This is a genomic window from Pseudoalteromonas fuliginea (assembly GCF_000690055.1).
Classification (GTDB): domain Bacteria; phylum Pseudomonadota; class Gammaproteobacteria; order Enterobacterales; family Alteromonadaceae; genus Pseudoalteromonas; species Pseudoalteromonas fuliginea.
In genome coordinates this window covers 70,477-91,377 of record NZ_JJNZ01000019.1, presented here as the reverse complement: position 1 = coordinate 91,377, position 20,901 = coordinate 70,477, and the positions used below count along the sequence as shown (strand labels likewise).

Sequence of the window (20,901 nt, the reverse complement as noted above, 5' to 3'; positions counted from 1 at the left end):
AATTGACTGTGCCGAATAATTACCGAAATAACTATTCTGTTGGTCACTCAGTTTTCAATTGAGACTCTAATTTGTTTGCCTCGCTAATTACCCATAAAGAGTAAGTAGTTTGGCTGTTAGAACTCAATCTGTACGAGTGCCCACACAGATGATTGCTTTATATTGTTAAAGAACGTTGCGATTATAAAGTTTAACTTTATCTCGCTAGGGCTGCGCATATTACGCTTTCCTATTTTTTTGTCAACACTTAAATTTAAACTTTCTAAAAAGATTCAATTTAAGCTTTACTTAACACCCTGAGTTGTTCGTGCCCCGCTATGCGTTGGCGTTTCCCGTCTCAGTGGGGCCGCATTATAGGGAGATCCGAAAACAGATCAACCCTTTTTTGAAGAAAACTTGAAATAATATGCTGTTCGCACATATTTGCATCGAAATGGTTACTTTAAACACTAAAAAGGCCCTGATGGGCCTTTTTTAATTAGTTTACTATGAACTTCCACCCAAGTTTACCTTGTTGTTTAGACTCTTGCTGTAGCTCGCTGGCCATTAATGGATGATCCTTTAACCAGTTTCTTTCGAACTTAAGGTCTAACACTTCATTTTTAGCAGTTAACTCAAAATGAGGCACTACATCATCTTGTCTACGCATTGATAAAATAACCGCAATACGTAATAGCCTAACAATGTATTGTGCCAATAAACTATTTATACCGAGAGAGTTAAAGCAGTCTTTTGGAAAGTCAGAACGATGTGCATCTGCTACCGCTACTATTAACTTATGCTCAGACTGTGAAAAACCTGGCATATCGGTATTTTCCAAAATATAAGCAGTGTGTTTATGGTACTGCTTATACTCAATTAGCAATCCAACCTCATGAAGCTGTGCTACTGCTTTTAATAATGGTAGCCCATTTAAACTTTCAATTGGCCAATCTTTATTAATATTTGCAGCTAACTGCACAGCTAAACCTGAAACTCGACACGCTTGTTTTTGATCAACATGATAACGACTCATAAACCCATCAACTGTGCGTTTACGAATATTGTTATTATGAAGCTCTGGCACCATACTATATAAAACACCTTCACGCAGAGCTCCACCCGCTAATCCCATGCTCTCTATTTCAAGAGATTCAAATAACGCAATTAAGATAGCGAGTCCGGATACAAATACCAAGCGGCGGTCTTCACTTAGCCCTGGAAGGTCTAATGCGGCTATAGTGCTAAATGCAATGGCTTGATTTTTTATCGTGTTAAGCTTTTCAAGCGTAAGTAAGTCGTCAAGATTTTGCGCGACCATTATTTCTTGAATTGCTTGGACTGTACCAGAAGCACCTGAAGCAACTTTCCAACTAGCGGCTTTATATTCGGGAGATATTTCGTCAATGACAGTGCGAGCTGCTTTTATTGCCGTATTAAAGTTACTATCACTTAATTGGCAATCTTTAAAGTAGCGTTCAAGATAGGTTACACACCCCATATTGAGGCTTTTATAGTGCAGTGCTTCAAAACCTTTGCCGATAACAACCTCGGTACTAGCACCACCGATATCAATAACAAGCTGTTTGCCCGTGCATGATGAAGTATGAGCAACACCTTTATAAATTGTGCGCGCTTCTACTTCTCCGCTAATTACATTGATATTATGACCAAGAATTTTTTCTGCTTTAATTTTGAAAACATCAGCATTCGTTGCTAAACGCAGTGTTGCAGTTGCAACTATGGTGATATTTTTTTTGGGGATATCCTGTAAGCGCTCAGCAAAAAGAGCAAGGCATTCCCAGCCTCGCTGCATTGCTTCAGAACTCAATACATTTTTTGTATCAAGTCCTGCGGCTAATCTAACTTTTCGTTTAACGCGGCCTATTGTTTGTAGGCCACCAGCGATTGATTTAACAATAAGCATATGAAAGCTATTTGAGCCTAAATCAATAACTGCATAAACATTTTTTTGCGGTTTAAGTTGCCCCACCGTTCAAAAACCTCTAGTTACTACTGCTTATACAAACGATCGCTTACGACCGTCCTTTTTGGTAACTATTATTTGGGCGACGTCCGCTGTTATTACTACGGCTACGTGGACCTGTTGAATAGTTGCGCTTTCTTTGAATAATAGGCTGAGTTAAATCATCTAGCAATGCAGTTTTATCGTAATGCGATAAAGGAATGCTGTGCTCTATATATTCTTCAATTTCATGCAGGTTATATGCATATTGCTCACACGCAAAGCTAATTGCATGGCCTGATGCACCAGCGCGGCCAGTACGACCAATACGGTGAACATAATCTTCACAATCGTCCGGTAAATCAAAGTTAAATACATGACTTACTTCTGGAATATGAAGACCGCGTGCTGCAACATCAGTTGCTACTAAAAAGTCCAATTCACCTTTACTAAATTGCGCTAATATAGTTTGGCGTTTTTTCTGATTAACATCACCAGTAAGCATGCCCACACGATGACCGTCTGACTTAAGCCAAGCATAAACGGTTTCACAACTGTGTTTTGTATTTGCAAATACAATTGCTTTTTCCGGCCATTCTTCTTCAATTAAGGTTAATAACAGCTTAATTTTATCTTCTTGCGAAGGATGAAATAGCTCTTCTTGGATGCGTTTACCCGTTTTAACATCAGGTTCAATTTGAACATGTTCTGGGTTTGTCATGTGCTCAAACGCTAATTCTTGTACGCGATACGATAATGTGGCAGAGAATAATAAGTTTAAACGTTTTGATGTATCCGGCATACGATGAAACATATAACGAATATCTTTTATGAAACCTAAATCGAACATACGATCAGCTTCGTCAAGCACGACAACCTCAATTTCATTAAGGGTGTAACAGCCTTGCTTATACAGATCAATTAGGCGACCTGTAGTACCAATTAAAATATCAACGCCTTTTTCTAGTTGTGCACGTTGTTTTTCGTAATCTTCGCCACCATATACTAAACCTAAGTTAAGATTACAGTGCGGCGCTAAAATTTTAGCATCTTTGTGTATCTGAATCGCAAGCTCCCGAGTAGGGGCCATGATCAGGGCTCTTGGATGTTTACTAGGTGCTTTGCTAGATTGTAATAACCGATGGCACGTGGCAGTTAAAAATGCCAACGTTTTGCCTGTACCAGTTTGAGCTTGGCCCGCGATATCGCGTCCATCACAAATAAAAGGTAGGCATTTTGCTTGAATAGGTGTGCAATATTCAAACCCATTCTCGGTTAAACCGGCAACCACTTCCGGTGCGATAGCAAAGTCTGAAAACTTTTTATCGGTTAAATGTGTCTTAGTCATAGCGTTTAAGCATAACGTTTAAACTTGCAATAAGAAACAAGAGTGTTTAAATACGCACTAAATATTTCGCCTAACTAAATCGGAGAGCGCAATGAGCGAGAAAATAATCCAAATTACTGACGATAGCTTTGAAGCTGACGTATTACAATCTGACAAACCAGTACTAGTAGATTTCTGGGCTGAATGGTGTGGACCTTGTAAGATGATCGCCCCTATTCTTCACGAAGTTGCTGATGAATACGACAGCCGTGTAACTGTTGCTAAATTAAATATTGACCAAAATGCGGGAACACCGCCAAAATTTGGTATTCGTGGTATCCCTACTTTGCTTCTTTTTAAAGACGGCCAAGTTGCAGCAACGAAAGTAGGTGCCCTTTCAAAAACTCAGCTTATCGAGTTTTTAGAAAACAACATCTAACTGTAAGCTAGAACTATAAAAAAGGGCTTTTTGCCCTTTTTTGAATTTATTTTGTATAAAGACTGGACGCTTCGCCAGTGAACTGCTAGTTTATAAAGCCAACTAATCCTTAGTTATATTCAACAAACCTCACTCAACGATCAAAGCGATTTTGAGTATGACAACTGTAATAAAGAACCCACCAATATGCATTTACGCGAATTAAAAGACAAGTCTATAAAAGAACTTGTAAACCAAGCTGAGTCCATGGGGCTCGAAAACGTAGCCCGTTTAAGAAAGCAGGACATTATTTTTGCTATTCTTAAATCACATGCCAAAGGCGGAGAGAACATCTTCGGCGGCGGTGTATTAGAGATTTTACAAGATGGTTTCGGCTTTTTAAGATCATCAGAAGCCTCTTACTTAGCTGGGCCAGATGACATTTATGTTTCACCTAGCCAAATTCGCCGCTTCAGCATGCGTACTGGCGATTCAATCTCAGGTCTTATCCGTCCACCGAAAGACGGTGAACGCTACTTTGCTTTACTTAAAGTAAATGAAGTTAACTTTGATAAACCTGAAAACTCTCGTACTAAAATTCTTTTCGAAAATCTGACTCCGTTACATGCTAACGAACGTTTTCGTATGGAACGCGGTAACGGCAGTAAAGAAGATATTACAGCCCGTGTACTTGATTTAGCATCGCCAATTGGCCGCGGTCAACGTGGTTTGTTAGTGGCTCCGCCAAAAGCGGGTAAAACAATGCTACTACAAAATATCGCGCAATCGATTACACACAATCATCCAGATGCAACGCTTATGGTATTGTTAATTGATGAGCGTCCGGAAGAAGTAACAGAAATGCAGCGCTTAGTTAAAGGCGAAGTTATTGCCTCTACATTCGATGAACCCGCTTCTCGTCACGTACAAGTTGCCGAAATGGTTATCGAAAAAGCAAAACGTTTAGTTGAGCATAAAAAAGATGTTGTTATCTTATTAGATTCAATCACTCGTTTAGCACGTGCTTATAACACCGTTATTCCTTCATCAGGAAAAGTACTTACTGGTGGTGTTGATGCTAACGCACTTCATAAACCTAAGCGTTTCTTTGGTGCTGCACGTAACGTTGAGGAAGGCGGTAGCTTAACAATCATAGCTACAGCGCTTATCGACACTGGCTCTAAAATGGATGAAGTTATCTACGAAGAGTTTAAAGGTACTGGTAACATGGAACTGCACCTTAACCGTAAAATTGCGGAAAGACGTGTATTCCCTGCTATCGACTTTAACCGCTCAGGTACTCGTCGTGAAGAATTACTAACTAAGCCAGATGAGCTACAGAAGCTTTGGATTTTACGTAAAATTGTTCATGACATGTCAGAAATTGATGCGATGGAATTTTTAATCGATAAACTATCAATGAGCAAAACCAACGATGAGTTCTTTGATTCGATGAGACGTCAATAAGAAGCGTCCAAACTCAAAATAAAAAGCGCCTTTTGGCGCTTTTTTAATACCATAAATAACAATTTGACTTATGTGTTAACCTTCATGTATTTTCGAAGAATAGCTTGCAGGTTAAACACTAACTCTTTGATATGTTGCTTATTCCTATTATCTTCTTTTTGTAATAAAGCTCTGTCTAGATCTTTAGCTGCTTGCGCTATTTCATCCAGCCCAAACATTTGCGCTGCACCTAAAATACGATGACTATCTTTTTGTAATGCTTCAAAATCTTCACATATAAAGTGCTGTGTTATAGTCTCATTTTCTAAAGTAAAACTCTGCTTAAAACTAATAACCAAGTCACTCATATCAATATCACTTTGTTCAACTTGTTGTGGCGTTTTAGTGTAACCAAGATACTGAGTTAACGTTTTATAAAATAATTCTTTATCGATAGGTTTGGCTAGATATCCGCTGAACCCTAGTGTTAAATAATCATCCACCTCATGGCTCATTGCATTCGCAGTTAAAGCAAAAATAGGACGTTGAAAACCGCATTGTTGTAATAATTGAAAGGCAGCTCGTCCATCCATCACTGGCATTTGTATATCGAGTAAGACTATATCTGGATCTTCTTGCAAGCATTGTTCAACGGCTTGTTCACCATTTTCAACTGCAATAACTTCGAGTCCTATTGAGCGTAAATAACGACTTATTAGCCTTCGATTATCAGGGTGATCTTCAGCAAGTAAAACCCTCCCACTTAACTGCTTGTCTTTTAAAACTGGAGCTTGTAATTCGGCAAGACCCTGCTCTTTCGAAACTTTTACACACGGTAAAAAGAATGAGAACTGACTGCCTTTCTTATATTCGCTTTGCACACTAATATAACCTCCCATCATAGAGGCTAATTGCTGCGACAAACTCAAACCTAAACCCGTACCACCAAATCGGCGACTAATACTGTTATCAGCTTGGCTAAAGCACTCGAAAATCAGTTTTAATTGTGTTGAATTCATACCGATTCCGGTGTCTTTAATGACCAATACGACTCCTTGTTCTGTCTTATTTAGAACAATCACTACTTGGCCTGAATGGGTAAACTTGATCGCATTAGCACATAAATTAATGAGTATTTGTTTAACACGAATTAAATCTAATTTTGTGTAGAACTCATCACCAATTTGATTATCTAACACTAAACGTAGGTTTTTTGCTGTCGCTTGAGTAATAAACATAGCGTGTACATCATTTATTAATTGCACAATATCAAAACAAGAAATACTGAGCTCTAATCTGTTTGCTTCTATTTTACTTAAATCGAGCACATCATTAATTAAACTCTTTAAATGATCACTATGGCGTTGAATTATCTCTAATTCATCTTGAAGTTGCTCAGGTTCATACAGTCCGTTAATTAAATCATCAGTTTGGCCTAAAATTGCGGTCAGAGGAGTGCGAATTTCATGACTAATATTTGCTAAAAACTGACTTTTTACATCATTAGCTTCTCTTAATTCTTGCGCCACTGCTTGCAATTCAGCTGTACGCTGCTCAACCTGCTCAGCTAGGTGATGTTTCGCCCGCTTTTCTGCACCACGCCGATACAGTGCCACACCAGTCACAACAACCAAGAATAACAATACAAAAACAAACAAAGTGAGCTGAGAGCGCTGAGCCATTTTTAATTCTTGTACTTTGCGCTCTTGCTTAAGTTGCTTTATTTCTTGGTTTAATTGAGTTGCTTTGAATTGATCCTGCAATGCAGCCAATGCATTAATAATACTATCGCTTCTCAATAGTCTTAGTTCACCTATAAACTTTTCGTGAAGGATCATTGCACTAGAGTAATTACCTTGGCTTGCTTCAAGTAATGACTTGGTGCCTAAACCATTTCGGATCATCCGCTCACTTTTATACTCGTGGGCAAGCGCTGTTGAACGCTCCAAGCTCACTTTAGCTTTATCGAGTTCCCCTTTTACAAATTGTACCTTTCCCAAAGCATATAGCGCATTAAGCTCCAAACTTTGATTTGAAATTTTAAGTGCAAATTTCTCACCTAATCTTGCTTGTTCATAGGCAACATCCACTTTATTTAAAATTAAGTTAATATTCGCTAAATTGGTGTACTGAGTTGATAAGTGGTTATAGTCATTAACAGATAAATAATAATGCAGTGCTAACTCGTAGTAATGTAGTGCTAAGTCGAATTGATTACTTTCAAAAGAAGCCACACCCATATTGTTATATACTTGGGCAATACCACTTTGATCTCCTAGCTTTTGGTAAACTTGAAGAACATCTTTATAGATAGCGAATGCACTGTCATAGCGCGATAACCGCACATAAACTCCAGCGATATTAAGCAAAATATCAGCCTTATCCTGATCGCTACCTTCAGTTTCATAGAGGCTTTGTACTTTTAAATAATAATCAAGAGTGAGCTTTAAATTATGCATATCAAAATAGGCTAAACCTATATTATTTAATATATTAGCTTGTTCAAGCTTTTCATTGTTATTTTCAGCAATAACCAATGCACGACTATATTCAACAATAGCCTGCTGAAATAAGCCTTGATAAAACAGTATCACCCCTTGCATTTTTATTGCGCGAAAATTTTCTGTAGGTAAAAATGAGAGGGATGTTTCTTTTTCGAGTAGTTTAAAATAGTGTAATGCATCAGGATATTGGCCGTTAGAAAATGCTAAGTTACCCAACTCTGAATACACTAAAGCACGATCTTTAGCGGTGGTTGCCTGCATTTCCAGCAATGTATTACCAGATTGAAGCTTTGCACTCCATTGCTGTTGTTGTTTAAACTCATCAAGTAACAAAGTAGCATTTTGTGCACAGCTCGGTGGAGCTAGCGCACTACATACAATGAATAAAAGGCACTTAAACTTGCCTCGCATAATTTTAATCCTTCAGATTGTTACTTATAACAATGTAATCTTTATCGAAGATACACCAATTACTAGGGCGTAAACAATGCTTAACCCACTGATTGACCAGATATTTGATTTAATATTAACAAAGCAAGTTTGGCAAGTTCATATTCTAGCATCAGAACTTATAAATAGTGGTGCAATTAAATCACTTGATAAAAATCCTGATCGTGATTTATTTAAGCGCAACTTTCTCATCATGAATGCACTGTATCAACTTCAAACTCAGCTTCATCCACAAACATTGTTAGTTTCAGCTTTGCATATAGAACTTTTAGAAAAAGAGTGTGAGTACCCACTAACAATTAAAACAAATTTGAAGGACTATTATCTAAACTGGGAAAATTACGACGCCTCAGCACAAGAAGTAGATGCACTCTTGACTAGTTTTTGGGAGAGGGTAAAACATGCAGATACAACAGTAACGTTAACAAAAGAAAATTATGATGAGCTCACTGCTAAATGGGAACTGCCAACTAACTTTACCCTTAAAGAGCTACAAAAACGCTGGCGGCAACAAGCTCTCAAAAATCATCCCGACAAGCCTAGCGGCTGCGAAATAAAATTTAAAAAAGTAAAAGGAGAATACGAGCAACTAAAAGCAGCAGCTCGTTAGTACATTCATTCAAATATAAATTAACGAGTAAGGCGACGAGCGCGTATTTTACGCCCCTTAATGTTACCTTCAGTTAATTTACGAAGTGCTGGTTTTGATGAATTACGTTCAACTGCAACAAATGCTACGTTATCAAGTACGTTAATTTTACCTACTTGACGACCTGCAACCCCATCCTTACCTGTTAGAGCACCAAGAATATCGCCTGCACGTACTTTTTGCTTTTTACCTGAATCAATCATCAAAGTAACCATTTCAGGGCGGTACGGCGGTTTATCTAATAAATTAAACGGCGGCATTTGCTCTGGAGTAATATCACGCTCGTAATGATCGCCAATTTGTGCAATTTTAAACGCTTCTGCTTCACCATAAATCGAACATGCAATGCCCTTTTTACCAGCGCGACCAGTACGACCAACACGATGTACATGTGTTTGCGTGTCGTGTGCTAAATGGTAGTTAATAACCATGTCCATGTCATCAATATCTAAACCACGCGCTGCAACATCGGTGGCAACAAGTATTGAAGCACTTTTATTTGCAAAGTGAATTAGCGTACGTTCACGATCGCGTTGCTCTAAATCACCGTGCAATGCAACAGCGCTGAAGCCTTCGTCAGCTAAATCATCACACACTTGTTGTGTTTCTACTTTGGTATTACAAAATACAACACAGCTTTGTGGTGTAAATTTAAGAAGTAATAACTTAAGCGTTGGATAGCGCTGCTTATTGTTATCCATTTTGTAGAAGTACTGCTTAATTGTGCTTTTGGCTTGCTCTTCTTCTACTTTAACCATTTCTGGATTTTTAAGTACACGCTTAGCAATTGCTTCGATGGCTCTTGGGAATGTAGCACTAAATAACAATGTTTGACGATTTTGTGGAATACGCTCAATAATTGCATCAAGTGTGTCTTGAAAACCCATATCAAGCATTTGATCGGCTTCATCAAGTACCAATGTTTCAACATCATCTAAACGTAAAGTACCTTTACGAATATGATCATCAACACGCCCAGGTGTGCCAACAATGATATGCGCGCCATGTTCAAGTGAACCTATTTGCGGGCCAATTGAAACACCACCACATAACGTCAATATTTTAATGTTATGAATGCCGCGCGCTAATTTACGCATTTCAACTGCAACTTGCTCAGCAAGCTCACGAGTAGGACACAACACTAAAGATTGAATACGAAAACGTTTTACGTTTAGTTTAGCTAACACACCCAAGCTAAACGCAGCAGTTTTACCTGAACCGGTTTTTGCCTGAGCAATGATGTCTTTACCAGCAAGTACAGGCGGCAAACTTTGCGCTTGCACAGGTGTCATGTGGGCATAGCCAAGTGTTGATAAATTATCAACGAGTCCAGCCGGTAAAGCCAAAGATGAAAAAGCAGTTGAAGTCACAGTAAGTTCCATAGCAATAAAATAACATGGGAGAAAGTCCCACTAAATATGCTGCTAATAATAGCAGAATTCGTAATTGGCAACCATTAGCAAACACATTATAAACAGGCTAATGAAAGGTGTTGAAAATGATAGTAGTTTGCATTAAGATCGCGATTGTTTTTTACATATCTGCCCTGGAAGCAATTAATGAAACTGAACTCTCTTTACATAGCACTATTAGCAAGTATTACCGCAAACGCACATGCAAACTCTACCGACCTTGAACGCATAGAAGTAAAAGGTAGCTACTTTAACGATTACAAAGTAGATAACGCCAATGGCGCAATGAGAACATCAGCTTCATTACTTGAAACTGCACAATCTGTCACTGTAATAACCGACACTATTATTAGCGAACAACTTGCCACTACCCTTGGCGAAGTACTCACAAATGACGCAAGCCTAACAGCTGGCTCACAACAACGAAACCGTGAAGTATTTAACTTGCGTGGGTTTGAGCTAAGTTCATCTACGGGTTATTTACGCGACGGGCATCAACATTGGTCACACTATCAACAACCCATCGAAATTTTGCAACAAGTTGAAGTAATTAAAGGTCCATCAAGCATTTTATATGGTCAGTCAGGCCCGGGGGGCTTGGTTAACATGGTAACTAAAAAACCTACAGCACAAACACTATTTAATGCCAGTGCCGATGTAGATCAGCATGGCTCAACTCGCTTTATGGTAGATGCTGCAGGCGCATTAACTGAATCGGAAGATTTACGTGCTCGTGGTATTTTAGTAAAGCAAGACGTTGACTACTGGCGTGAATACCAAAATGGTGAAAATCGTGAACGCGACCGCTTTTTAGGTGCATTAGTTGTAGATTACGATATTAGCGATAACGCATTAGTACGTGTGCATTACGACCGCACAGATGACGAAGCAGGTTTAGATACTGGCGCATGGATAGACGATAATGCCAATGTAATTGGTAGCGATAAAACAATCCGTGATATGTCTTGGGCGTTCACCGATATTACCGTAGAAAACCTAGGTGTAGACCTAGAGGTATTTTTAACCGATAACTGGCAAGTAAAACTTGGTTACAACGAACAAACGTTTGAACGCCAACGCTTTGAGTCAGCACCTCGCATGCCTAATGGCTTTGCTGAAGGTGACAGCTATGAATCTCGCCCTTACGATCGCTTTGATGATTGGCAATTTAAAACTGCATTTATTGATTTTATTGGTGAATTTAAAACAGGTAGCTTACAGCATCAGTTTTTAATTGGCGCAAACTCGCTAGATTACTACTACGGGCAACGCCGTACTTCCGCTGAATACTTTGATTTTTCTGCAGGACAAGCAGAACCATCACGCCCTTCTGTAAGTTATAAAACAGATGATACAGTAAGCGAAACTGAATACGACTATTACGGTATTTACGTTCAGGACTTAATTTCGTTCTCACCAGAGTGGCAATTATCGCTAGGTGGCCGTTACGATAAACAAACACGAGAAGGTGCAGATAACGAATCATTTGTACCAAAGGTAGGTGTGCTTTATCACCCAAATGCTTCTGCAACTATATACGCTAGTTACTCAGAAGGTTTCGAGCCTCAAGGTAGTGAAACTCTGATTGATGAAACCGATGTAAATAATGGCATGAAGCTAGATGCCATTACCTCAGAGCAAAGAGAGATTGGTATTAAATGGCAATTATTTGATGACCGTTTACTACTAACAGGTGCAATTTTTGATATTAGTAAAGAAGGCACACTTGTTAGCGAACAGCTTGAGACGCCTATTGGCTCATTCACAAGTGAAACAAACCAAGTGGGTGAACAACGCCATAAAGGTGTTGAAGTAAGCGCTCAAGGCGCTGCTACTGACCGTTTATTTGTAATGGCATCAACTATGTATCTAGATGCTAATTTTGAACGCGATGAAGTATTGGAAGGCAAACGCCCTACCGATGCACCTAAATGGTCGGCATCACTTTGGACGCGTTATGAATTAAACGACGCCATTGCACTTAATGCTGGTGCATTTTACGAAGGTGAGCGCTTTGCCGATAGCGACAATACAATTACTAAAGATGCATATACGCGTGTTGATGTAGGTGCCACTTATAAGTTTAACTTAAGTAATACCGATATTAATTTACGTCTTAACATCGAAAACTTATTTGATAAAAGCTATTTAGGTGGTGGTGGAACTAATAATGTAACTGTTGGCGAGGGCACAAATCTTCGTTTAGCTGCGCAATTTAGCTTTTAAATAAATGCCTTAAATAACAGCTTTAAAATATAGCCCGCGTACATGTACGCGGGCTATATTTATATCTAAACGTTTATACCTAACAGCATTAAATCTATTACAAAGCCTATTCATCTCATCTATTTTTTATCATGTTTGTTACATGTTCTAATAGCGCTAATTATTAAAAAGGCCTACCAAAATGAAAAAATTAATTACCGCACTGCTGCTTACTAGCAGTATGGCTGCAAACGCTAACAATGCCGAATTTACCCAAAAGCAATTACAACAAGTCAATGAAGTGCGCACCTCTGCACTAAATAGTGATCTAAGCTATAAATTACTAGAGTCATTAACAACTGAAGTAGGCCCTCGCTTACCTGGTACTGAAAATGATAAAAAAGCAGTGGCATGGGCTAAAGCTAAATTTAATGAGCTTGGTTTTGATAAAGTATGGCTAGAAAAAGCAACATTTCCTGAATGGCGCCGTTATAGTGAAAGCGGAAAAATACTAACACCAAGCGAGCAACCACTGCACTTAACTGCATTAGGTAACAGTATAAGTACCCCAAAAGATGGGATTACCGCACCAGTAGTCTTGTTCGAAACACTTGATGAACTAAAAGCCGCACCGGCGAACAGCTTAAAAGGCAAAATTGCGTATATTAATTATCGTATGAACCGCCACATTGATGGCAATGGTTACGGACCTGCAGTAAAAGCACGCGGCACAGGCGCTATTGAGGCGTCTAAAAAAGGCGCTGTTGCCTACATGATGCGCTCGGTAAGTACCGGTCATCATCGTTTTGCACACACTGGCGGTAGTTACTACAAAGAAGGTGTTACAAAAATACCTAACGTAACCATTGCTAACCCAGATGCCGATCAAATCGCACGCTTAGTCGCTTTAAATAAAGAAGTGTCGGTAAATATTAATGTGCAAACCGAAAGCCTTGGTGAAGGCACCGGTTATAACGTTATTGGCCAATTTAATGGTACCGAAAACCCAGAACAATATGTACTGATCGGCGGGCATTTAGATTCTTGGGATTTAGGGACTGGCGCACTAGATGACGGTGCAGGCGTTGCACTAACAATGGCAGCCGCTAAGCATATTAGCGATGTAAAGCGTCCTAAGCGCAGTATTCGTGTGGTACTTTTTGCAGCTGAAGAGCTAGGTCTTTGGGGTGCAAAAGCTTATTTTGCAAAGCATAAAAACGAGCTAAGCAATATTGTTGCAGCAGCTGAGTCTGATTTTGGCGCCGATGTTGTATATGCTTTTGAATCGAACGTAAGCGCAGAGTCACTTCCTGTAGTGCGTGCTATTGCAAAAGAACTTTCGCCGTTAAATATTGAGCATATTGGTAAAAACCAAGCGAATGGTGGCCCTGATCTAATTCCACTTAAAGCAGCAACCTCAGCACCTATTTTTGAACTTGCTCAAGATGGAACAGATTACTTTGATTACCACCATACAGCTGACGATACGCTTGATAAAGTAACACCTGCTAAGCTGCGTCAAAATACCGCTGCATATGCTGTATTTGCTCTAATGGCTGCCGATGCAAAAACCACTATTAAGCCTAAAGCTCAAAATAAGTAATAACAGACATACTTACAGTTTGTAGCTTTAACTAACACGCTTCTTGTTTTACCTTTAGGTAATTAAACAAGGAGCGTGCTTTATGTTACTTTTCAACACGAGTGAATCATTTCCACATTTTGCACAAATAACACGCTGCCCTCACTGCCAAAGCGACGCCTACCATTTAGTAAATAAAAGCCGCTATTTACGATTTAGCATTTTACCTATGCTTGCCTTAAAATTAAGCTATAAACGCGAGTGTTATCAATGCGGAAAAAGCGGACCGGTTAAAATATCGCAACTACCGTTAATAGAAAAACTAAGCCTACCTAAATACTTTATTGGTGTATTTTTATTGCTTTGGATTGTTTCGTTTTTTTATCAACAGCATCTTGATACCGAGACTCAAAAGCAAAGCTATTTGAATACCCCTAAAATATATGACACCTACTTAGTACACGCCGACAAATTTACACACGAGCCCTGGACCCTAACCAATTTAAGAATTGCTCAAGTTTTAAGTTTTGATAAACAGTTTATTACCTTTCAGATAAGCAACTACAGCTATAAACGTAATAATAGTATTACTTTGGCAATGCGTACTAGCCAGCTAATTCAAGACAATTACTTTTCCACTAAAACAATCACCCTCCCTCGTGATGAAGTAGCACGCCTTTACAACGACGAAGCTATTTACGACGTGCTGCGTCCCTATGCCAACATCCTTTATGGTGGGTTTGTGATGCATCTTCCCAAACCTAAGCCACTATATAAAGGTTTAAAACTCGATAAAAACAATCAACAAGGCATTATTTATTTTAAAGATAAGTTATTTTTTGAAGCATTTAATAGCTTTAAGCTAGCTGCTGAAGCAGGCTCTCAATGGGGGCAATTAAATTTAGCGCAAATGTATCGCGATGGTCAGGGAATAGATCAGGATCAACAGCAAGCTATTTATTGGTATAAAAAGGCCATTGAACAAAAAAATACTAAAGCACAATTTGAATTGGAGTCACTTTGTAAAATAACTATCTGTAAATGAGTGAATTTCAATATAGCTGGCGCCACAAGTACGCCAGCTATAAATTATTTTTTAAATAACTTTGTATAACCTACATGTATAAGCACAACAACTAAGCCGGCAATAACGCCTAGCAAACCATCAAACAAGAGAGGTGCTAATACTTCTCCTGTACCGCCAGCAACCGATTGAGCATAGCTTGTTACATCCAACTGTATATGATGCAGCAACGCAACACCATGGACCAAAATACCGCCACCCACCAAAAACATCGCAATAGTGCCCGCAAATGCTAAAAACTGCATCAACCTAGGCGCTGCTGCGAGTAAGCCTTTACCAAGTAATTCTTTAAATTTATTAGCTGACACTTTAGATTGGTTGAGTAAATAAAGCCCGGCATCATCCAGCTTTACAATACCGGCAACCAAACCATAAACGCCAATAGTCATTATAATTGCGATAACACAGAGCACTAACGCTTGGTTAAATAATGTAGCACCAGCAACAGTACCTAGCGTAATAACAATGATTTCAGCAGAAAGAATAAAGTCGGTTCTTATAGCGCCTTTAATCTTTTGTTTTTCGTACTCAACTAAATCTAGTTTCTCGCTTTCATCAACTACTTCATTATGATGAGGTAAAAAATTAGCAAATACTTTTTCAGCTCCCTCAAAACATAAAAACAAACCACCCATCATTAAAAGCGGTGTTATTAACCAAGGCAGCCATACGCTTATTAATAAAGCAGCGGGTACGAGTATCGCTTTATTTAAAAATGAGCCCTTTGCCACAGCCCAAACAACCGGTAATTCACGCTCTGCTGCTACACCTGTAACCTGCTGTGCATTGAGTGCTAAGTCATCGCCTAATACACCCGCTGTTTTTTTTGTTGCTACTTTGCTCATTGTCGCAATGTCATCAAGCAAAGTGGTTATATCGTCTAATAATGTTAAAAGGTTAGTACCAGCCATAAAGCTTCCGAGCTCAAAAAATATTGCTATAAACATAACGTAAAGCACTACTTTCACCAACGGTTAATTTAGCTTTGTTAATCTCTAATTAGAATTAAGGGTAGGGCTTCCCAAAGATGATCATTTTGAACGTAGATGGAGGTAAGAGTGAAAATAAATATAGCAATTATAGTCAGCTTACTTAGCTTAATCGCATGTAGCGAACAGCAAGTAAATACTACCTATCTATGTGGTAAAAAAAAACTAACACTAAGTATTATCAACGATAAATATGCTGAGCTTACTTTTAACAACGAAACGCATTTAATTAATCATGAAAAAAGTACATCAGGGAATAAGTACATAAGCGAAAATGTACTGTTTTGGGGTAAAGATAATCACGCCATGCTTATAATTTCAGGGAAAAAGCAGCAATGCATTATTAATTAGCCACCAATTAACAACATCTAAAAAACACTGCTACACTAAATAAAGTGTTAATTTTGTTGATGAAGTTATGCGCTCTATTGCTATAAAACATAAAATAATCTTAGCTTTTTCTGCCATAGGGCTGTTAATGCTGACTAGCTGTGTGTTTTTTTATTGGTCGTTAAACCAAATTAGTATTACTACTTCACGTATAGAAACTTTAGCCGTTCCAGTACAACAAGTTAGTAAAGATTTAAGGCTTTCACTTCTTTCCATAACTAAATTTAATGCTGTTGCTTACAGCCAGACCAAACCAGATTCACTATTGCGAAATAAAGACCAAGCATACGCAGAGCAAGAGCAATTTCTAACAATGCTTAATGCGCTTGAATCTCAACTATTTCAGCAGCAAAATATGCAAGCTTTACTTGCAGCAACAACTGATAACTTTAATCAACTAAGCAAAATAAGTGCTGCAATGTTTAGTGCAAAGGAACAACGATTTAAAGCACAAAACTCGGCCCTATCACTTATTAAAGAATTCATTGAGCAATTGACTAGCTTGAGTAATCGTTTGCTTGATATAGAGCTATTAGAAGTACCCTCAACACAACAGCCTCTACTCGATTCTATGTTTGGTACGGCAACACGTATTGATGATCTACTATTTAATTTAAGTAACAATGTTAAAAGCATCACTCAAACTACAAGTACTAGCGACTTAAGTAATCACCAACAAGATACTTTGTTTTTACTCGATAATATTCAGCCTAACTTTACTTACCTAGAGCAGCAGGCGACACCTTTTAGTAATGATCTAAACATCGGCCAACTTACTATTGAGTTCAACGATTTAAGGGATCTCTTAAATGCGCCAAATGGTATTTATGTAAAACAAAAGAAAACGATTGAAAACAAAACAACGGCGCAACAAAAATTTGAACGCTTTCAACAAGAATTTATAAACACAGAAAACCAATTACTTAAACTTAATAAACTTGCTGATGAACGATTTAACACCCTTCAAAATAATGCCAAATCAGCCATTAATATGGGCTCAAGCTCGGTAATTATAATCGCCCTTGTACTGATTATACTGGTGATCATAATTTCAATTTTTACCACCAATGCAATGCTAAAGCCCCTTAATAAAGTAAATCGTGATTTAGCTTGCATAGCCTCAGGTGACTTTTCTAAGCGCAGCCATCCACGCAGTAAAGATGAGTTTGGCACTTTACTTAACAATATTAATAAACTTAGTGACGACTTAAGCCATTTAATAAAAGCAATTAGTAACGATGCACATGAACTGGACAAATCAGCGATTCAAACCAGTGAAAAAGGCCAGCAAATGACCATTGTAGCCCAACTACAGCTAGAGCGGAGCGCACAAGCAACTGCGCTTGCACAAAGTATGCTAGATAATTCACAAGTCGTGTACGAACAAGCTGATAGCACATCAAATGAAATAACTAACGCCTCACAGTTTGCTAATGACGTAAACCAAATAGCCAATCAAAATAGCCAAAGTATTGAGGCACTATTAAGCCGTTTAGATAAGGCAGTTAGTAGCACAAAAGAGCTTGCTGAATTTACCGAACTCATTGGTGCCATTGTAGAGACTATTAGTAGTATTGCTGAGCAAACAAACTTGCTTGCGCTCAATGCTGCAATAGAAGCGGCAAGAGCTGGTGAAAATGGACGAGGATTTGCAGTTGTCGCTGATGAAGTTCGCTCACTAGCTGCGCGTACACAAAGCTCAACAAGCGAAATAAATACCATGATCCAAACATTACAACAGCATACTAAAACAACACAAAGTGAAATTAATGATGGCCAACAACAAGCCAAAAAATGTGTTGAAAATAGTGCTGAACTAAATAAAGCTGTAGAGCGTATAAAAAGCACATTACTATCGGTTAATCAAATGAGCGAACAAATAGCAAAGGCCTCTCATGAACAGCTAACTAATAGTAACGACATCCAAAAAATAATGGCAAAGGTAACAGAGCAAGCCACCTTAAATGCCAAAAACGCGACAACCCTAGCAAGCGAAAGTGAAGACGTAAATCAACTTGCACACTCTCTAACGAGTGCCGTAGAGCGCTTTAAGTTTTAAGCACAAGTAATGACTTGCCTTGCATGAAATGGGTATAATACTTCAACTCTTTAGCTTAATAGCGGCCCACAATGAAATATAAAGATCTACGTGATTTTATCGATTTACTTGAGAAAAAAGGCGAACTTAAACGTATCACCCAAGAAATCGACCCGTATCTTGAAATGACCGAAATATCTGATCGCACATTGCGTGCAAAAGGTCCTGCGTTATTATTCGAAAATCCAAAAGGCTACGATATGCCGGTGCTTACCAACTTATTTGGTACACCAAAGCGCGTTGCTATGGGAATGGGCCAAACAGAAGTTAGCGAGCTACGTGAAGTCGGTAAACTGCTCGCTTTTTTAAAAGAGCCTGAGCCACCAAAAGGCATTAAAGAAGCTCTAGGCGCTATACCTATTTTTAAGCAAGTGCTTAATATGCCAGCAAAAGAAGTTAAAAAAGCGCCTTGCCAACAAGTAGTTTTAGAAGGTGATGATGTCGATTTAACTAAGTTGCCCATTCAGCATTGCTGGCCAGGTGATGCAGCGCCATTAATTACTTGGGGCCTTACGGTCACTAAAGGCCCATATAAAAAACGCCAAAATCTGGGTATTTATCGCCAGCAATTATTAGGAAAAAATAAAATAATTATGCGTTGGTTGTCACATCGTGGTGGCGCGCTTGATTTTCAAGAATGGTGTAAAGAAAACCCAGGGCAACCCTACCCTGTATCGGTAGCACTAGGTGCCGATCCTGCCACTATATTAGGTGCCGTAACGCCTGTACCTGACACTCTAAGCGAATATGCATTCGCTGGCTTATTACGTGGTAGCAGAACCGAAGTTGTAAAATCTATTTCAAATGACCTACAAGTCCCTGCCAGTGCAGAAATAGTACTTGAAGGTTACATAATGCCTGGTGAAATGGCGCCAGAAGGCCCTTATGGTGACCATACCGGTTACTATAATGAAGTAGATGACTTTCCAGTAATGACGGTCACTCACTTAACGCATCGTAAAGACCCTATTTATCACAGCACATTTACTGGCCGACCGCCTGATGAGCCTGCGATTTTAGGTGTAGCACTTAATGAAGTGTTTGTGCCAATATTACAAAAGCAATTTCCTGAAATTGTCGACTTTTACCTTCCGCCAGAAGGATGCTCGTACCGTATGGCGATTGTAACAATGAAAAAACAATATCCAGGCCATGCCAAGCGCGTGATGATGGGGGTTTGGTCGTTCTTACGTCAGTTTATGTATACCAAGTTTGTAATTGTGTGCGATGACGATATTAATGCCCGTGATTGGGAAGATGTTATTTGGGCTATAACAACCCGAATGGATCCTGCGCGTGATACAACATTAATAGAAAACACACCTATTGATTATCTCGATTTTGCATCGCCAGTCTCTGGCCTTGGTTCAAAAATGGGAATGGATGCTACCAATAAATGGCCTGGCGAAACCACCCGCGAATGGGGCGAGCCTATTGTTATGGATAAAGACACCAAAGACCGCGTAGATGATATTTGGGAAAGCCTTAATATTGTTTAAGTGTTTATATGTAAGTACATAACAGGCTATAAAATAACCCTGCAGATATGCTAGAATCGAGTCATTCGATTGCGTATCTGCTGTTAAAAGCGCTGCTAAAAGGTAAAAAATGCAAACATTAAAAGCTGAAGTTGTAGCTATCAGCCCACTTACAGAATTTGTTCATAAAGTAATTTTAAAGCCACAACAACCTGTGACCTTTGAAGCTGGCCAATACATGCAACTCGTATTAGGCGAAAAAGACAAACGTGCTTTTTCTATTGCTAGCCGCCCTTCACAGTGCGATGCAATAGAACTGCATATTGGCGCATCTGGTGCCGATTCTTATGCAATGCAATCGTTAGAACATTTACAAAACGCCCATACCACAGGGCAATTAGTAGACATTGAAGCTGGCCTAGGTATTTCACAGTTGCGCCTGCAATGTGAGCGCCCTATTATTTTACTCGCCGGCGGTACTGGTTTTTCATACGCAAAATCAATGGCTGATCACTTAGCTGAAATTAAGTGCGACCGTCCTGTATTATTTTACTGGGGTGTAAAAGAAGAGTCAGCTTTATACGCGCACACAGAAATGCAAACATGGGCCGATAGCCATAAAAACTTTGAGTTTATCCCTGTGGTAGAAAATCCATCAGCGAATTGGCAAGGTCATACTGGCTATGTACACAAAGCCGTAATACAAGATATCGTATCACTTGCCCCATATGATATTTATATGGCGGGTCGTTTTGACATGATAGGTATAGTCCGCGATGACTTTATTACCCATGGTGCAATTCGTGAAAACATGTACGCCGACGCATTCGCATTTATCAAATAATTGAAATTTACTTTCAGTTATAAATAAAGGCACCTAATCGGTGCCTTTATTTTTATAACAACAAATATTTAATAGTTATA

15 protein-coding genes are annotated in these 20,901 nt (G+C 38.9%); 10 read left to right on the top strand and 5 right to left on the bottom strand.

What is annotated here, in order from left to right; translation table 11 throughout:
* Positions 1 to 478: 478 nt before the first annotated feature.
* A complete protein-coding gene (gene gppA, locus DC53_RS13995) occupies positions 479 to 1,972 on the bottom strand; it encodes a guanosine-5'-triphosphate,3'-diphosphate diphosphatase (protein ID WP_007377357.1) in 1,494 nt (497 codons plus the stop codon).
* A gap of 43 nt (positions 1,973 to 2,015) precedes the next feature.
* Positions 2,016 to 3,293, bottom strand: coding sequence for an ATP-dependent RNA helicase RhlB (gene rhlB, locus DC53_RS14000; protein WP_007377356.1), 1,278 nt, complete (start codon positions 3,291 to 3,293; stop codon positions 2,016 to 2,018).
* 91 nt (positions 3,294 to 3,384) lie between these two features.
* Here rhlB and trxA point away from each other — a divergent pair, with 91 nt between their 5' ends.
* Together trxA and rho are read left to right on the top strand one after the other, a co-directional pair.
* Positions 3,385 to 3,711, top strand: coding sequence for a thioredoxin TrxA (gene trxA, locus DC53_RS14005; protein ID WP_002960942.1), 327 nt, complete (start codon positions 3,385 to 3,387; stop codon positions 3,709 to 3,711).
* A gap of 186 nt (positions 3,712 to 3,897) precedes the next feature.
* Positions 3,898 to 5,157: a transcription termination factor Rho gene (gene rho / locus DC53_RS14010; protein ID WP_007377355.1), complete on the top strand. Its 1,260-nt coding sequence runs from the start codon at positions 3,898 to 3,900 to the stop codon at positions 5,155 to 5,157.
* A gap of 68 nt (positions 5,158 to 5,225) precedes the next feature.
* Here the strand turns inward: rho and DC53_RS14015 are convergent, their stop codons facing one another.
* Entirely contained in the window at positions 5,226 to 8,051 is a 2,826-nt protein-coding gene (locus tag DC53_RS14015; RefSeq protein ID WP_033028914.1) for a tetratricopeptide repeat-containing hybrid sensor histidine kinase/response regulator, read from the bottom strand.
* 76 nt (positions 8,052 to 8,127) lie between these two features.
* Here DC53_RS14015 and DC53_RS14020 point away from each other — a divergent pair, with 76 nt between their 5' ends.
* Positions 8,128 to 8,700 (top strand): DNA-J related domain-containing protein, encoded by a 573-nt coding sequence (locus DC53_RS14020; RefSeq protein WP_033028913.1) that lies wholly within the window; start codon positions 8,128 to 8,130, stop codon positions 8,698 to 8,700.
* 20 nt (positions 8,701 to 8,720) lie between these two features.
* Here DC53_RS14020 and dbpA read toward each other — a convergent pair whose 3' ends face one another.
* Positions 8,721 to 10,109 carry an ATP-dependent RNA helicase DbpA gene (gene dbpA / locus DC53_RS14025; protein WP_007377352.1) on the bottom strand — a complete coding sequence of 463 codons (1,389 nt, stop codon included), beginning with the start codon at positions 10,107 to 10,109 and terminating at the stop codon, positions 8,721 to 8,723.
* Between the two features lie 189 nt (positions 10,110 to 10,298).
* Here dbpA and DC53_RS14030 point away from each other — a divergent pair, with 189 nt between their 5' ends.
* The 3 genes from DC53_RS14030 (at position 10,299) to DC53_RS14040 (ending at position 14,983) form a co-directional block, all read left to right on the top strand.
* Positions 10,299 to 12,377: a TonB-dependent siderophore receptor gene (locus DC53_RS14030; RefSeq protein WP_033028912.1), complete on the top strand. Its 2,079-nt coding sequence runs from the start codon at positions 10,299 to 10,301 to the stop codon at positions 12,375 to 12,377.
* A gap of 181 nt (positions 12,378 to 12,558) precedes the next feature.
* On the top strand, positions 12,559 to 13,959 hold the full coding sequence (locus tag DC53_RS14035; RefSeq protein WP_033028911.1) for a M20/M25/M40 family metallo-hydrolase: 1,401 nt from the start codon (positions 12,559 to 12,561) through the stop codon (positions 13,957 to 13,959).
* 82 nt (positions 13,960 to 14,041) lie between these two features.
* Positions 14,042 to 14,983, top strand: a complete 942-nt coding sequence (locus DC53_RS14040) for a tetratricopeptide repeat protein (RefSeq protein WP_033028910.1) — start codon at positions 14,042 to 14,044, stop codon at positions 14,981 to 14,983.
* A 44-nt stretch (positions 14,984 to 15,027) separates the two neighbouring features.
* Here the strand turns inward: DC53_RS14040 and DC53_RS14045 are convergent, their stop codons facing one another.
* The gene (locus DC53_RS14045; RefSeq protein WP_033028915.1) at positions 15,028 to 15,933 is read right to left on the bottom strand and encodes a DUF808 domain-containing protein; all 906 of its coding nucleotides are present in this window, start codon (positions 15,931 to 15,933) and stop codon (positions 15,028 to 15,030) included.
* A gap of 147 nt (positions 15,934 to 16,080) precedes the next feature.
* Here DC53_RS14045 and DC53_RS14050 point away from each other — a divergent pair, with 147 nt between their 5' ends.
* The 4 genes from DC53_RS14050 (at position 16,081) to fre (ending at position 20,821) form a co-directional block, all read left to right on the top strand.
* On the top strand, positions 16,081 to 16,362 hold the full coding sequence (locus DC53_RS14050) for an MliC family protein (RefSeq protein WP_050484126.1): 282 nt from the start codon (positions 16,081 to 16,083) through the stop codon (positions 16,360 to 16,362).
* A 67-nt stretch (positions 16,363 to 16,429) separates the two neighbouring features.
* On the top strand, positions 16,430 to 18,460 hold the full coding sequence (locus DC53_RS14055) for a methyl-accepting chemotaxis protein (protein WP_033028908.1): 2,031 nt from the start codon (positions 16,430 to 16,432) through the stop codon (positions 18,458 to 18,460).
* A 71-nt stretch (positions 18,461 to 18,531) separates the two neighbouring features.
* Complete coding sequence (gene ubiD / locus DC53_RS14060) at positions 18,532 to 19,998, top strand: 4-hydroxy-3-polyprenylbenzoate decarboxylase (protein WP_007377345.1); 1,467 nt, start codon at positions 18,532 to 18,534, stop codon at positions 19,996 to 19,998.
* Between the two features lie 109 nt (positions 19,999 to 20,107).
* Complete coding sequence (gene fre / locus DC53_RS14065) at positions 20,108 to 20,821, top strand: NAD(P)H-flavin reductase (RefSeq protein WP_007377344.1); 714 nt, start codon at positions 20,108 to 20,110, stop codon at positions 20,819 to 20,821.
* The last annotated feature ends 80 nt before the right edge of the window (positions 20,822 to 20,901 follow it).

What these genes read in the sequence shown, in the direction of transcription:
- rhlB (WP_007377356.1), bottom strand. Translation starts at nt 3,293, where the DNA reads ATGACTAAGACACATTTAACCGATAAAAAGTTTTCAGACTTTGCTATC.
- DC53_RS14015 (WP_033028914.1), bottom strand. Translation starts at nt 8,051, where the DNA reads ATGCGAGGCAAGTTTAAGTGCCTTTTATTCATTGTATGTAGTGCGCTA.
- rho (WP_007377355.1), top strand. Translation starts at nt 3,898, where the DNA reads ATGCATTTACGCGAATTAAAAGACAAGTCTATAAAAGAACTTGTAAAC.
- ubiD (WP_007377345.1), top strand. Translation starts at nt 18,532, where the DNA reads ATGAAATATAAAGATCTACGTGATTTTATCGATTTACTTGAGAAAAAA.
- DC53_RS14020 (WP_033028913.1), top strand. Translation starts at nt 8,128, where the DNA reads ATGCTTAACCCACTGATTGACCAGATATTTGATTTAATATTAACAAAG.
- trxA (WP_002960942.1), top strand. Translation starts at nt 3,385, where the DNA reads ATGAGCGAGAAAATAATCCAAATTACTGACGATAGCTTTGAAGCTGAC.
- DC53_RS14035 (WP_033028911.1), top strand. Translation starts at nt 12,559, where the DNA reads ATGAAAAAATTAATTACCGCACTGCTGCTTACTAGCAGTATGGCTGCA.
- DC53_RS14045 (WP_033028915.1), bottom strand. Translation starts at nt 15,933, where the DNA reads ATGGCTGGTACTAACCTTTTAACATTATTAGACGATATAACCACTTTG.
- fre (WP_007377344.1), top strand. Translation starts at nt 20,108, where the DNA reads ATGCAAACATTAAAAGCTGAAGTTGTAGCTATCAGCCCACTTACAGAA.
- DC53_RS14055 (WP_033028908.1), top strand. Translation starts at nt 16,430, where the DNA reads ATGCGCTCTATTGCTATAAAACATAAAATAATCTTAGCTTTTTCTGCC.
- DC53_RS14040 (WP_033028910.1), top strand. Translation starts at nt 14,042, where the DNA reads ATGTTACTTTTCAACACGAGTGAATCATTTCCACATTTTGCACAAATA.
- DC53_RS14030 (WP_033028912.1), top strand. Translation starts at nt 10,299, where the DNA reads ATGAAACTGAACTCTCTTTACATAGCACTATTAGCAAGTATTACCGCA.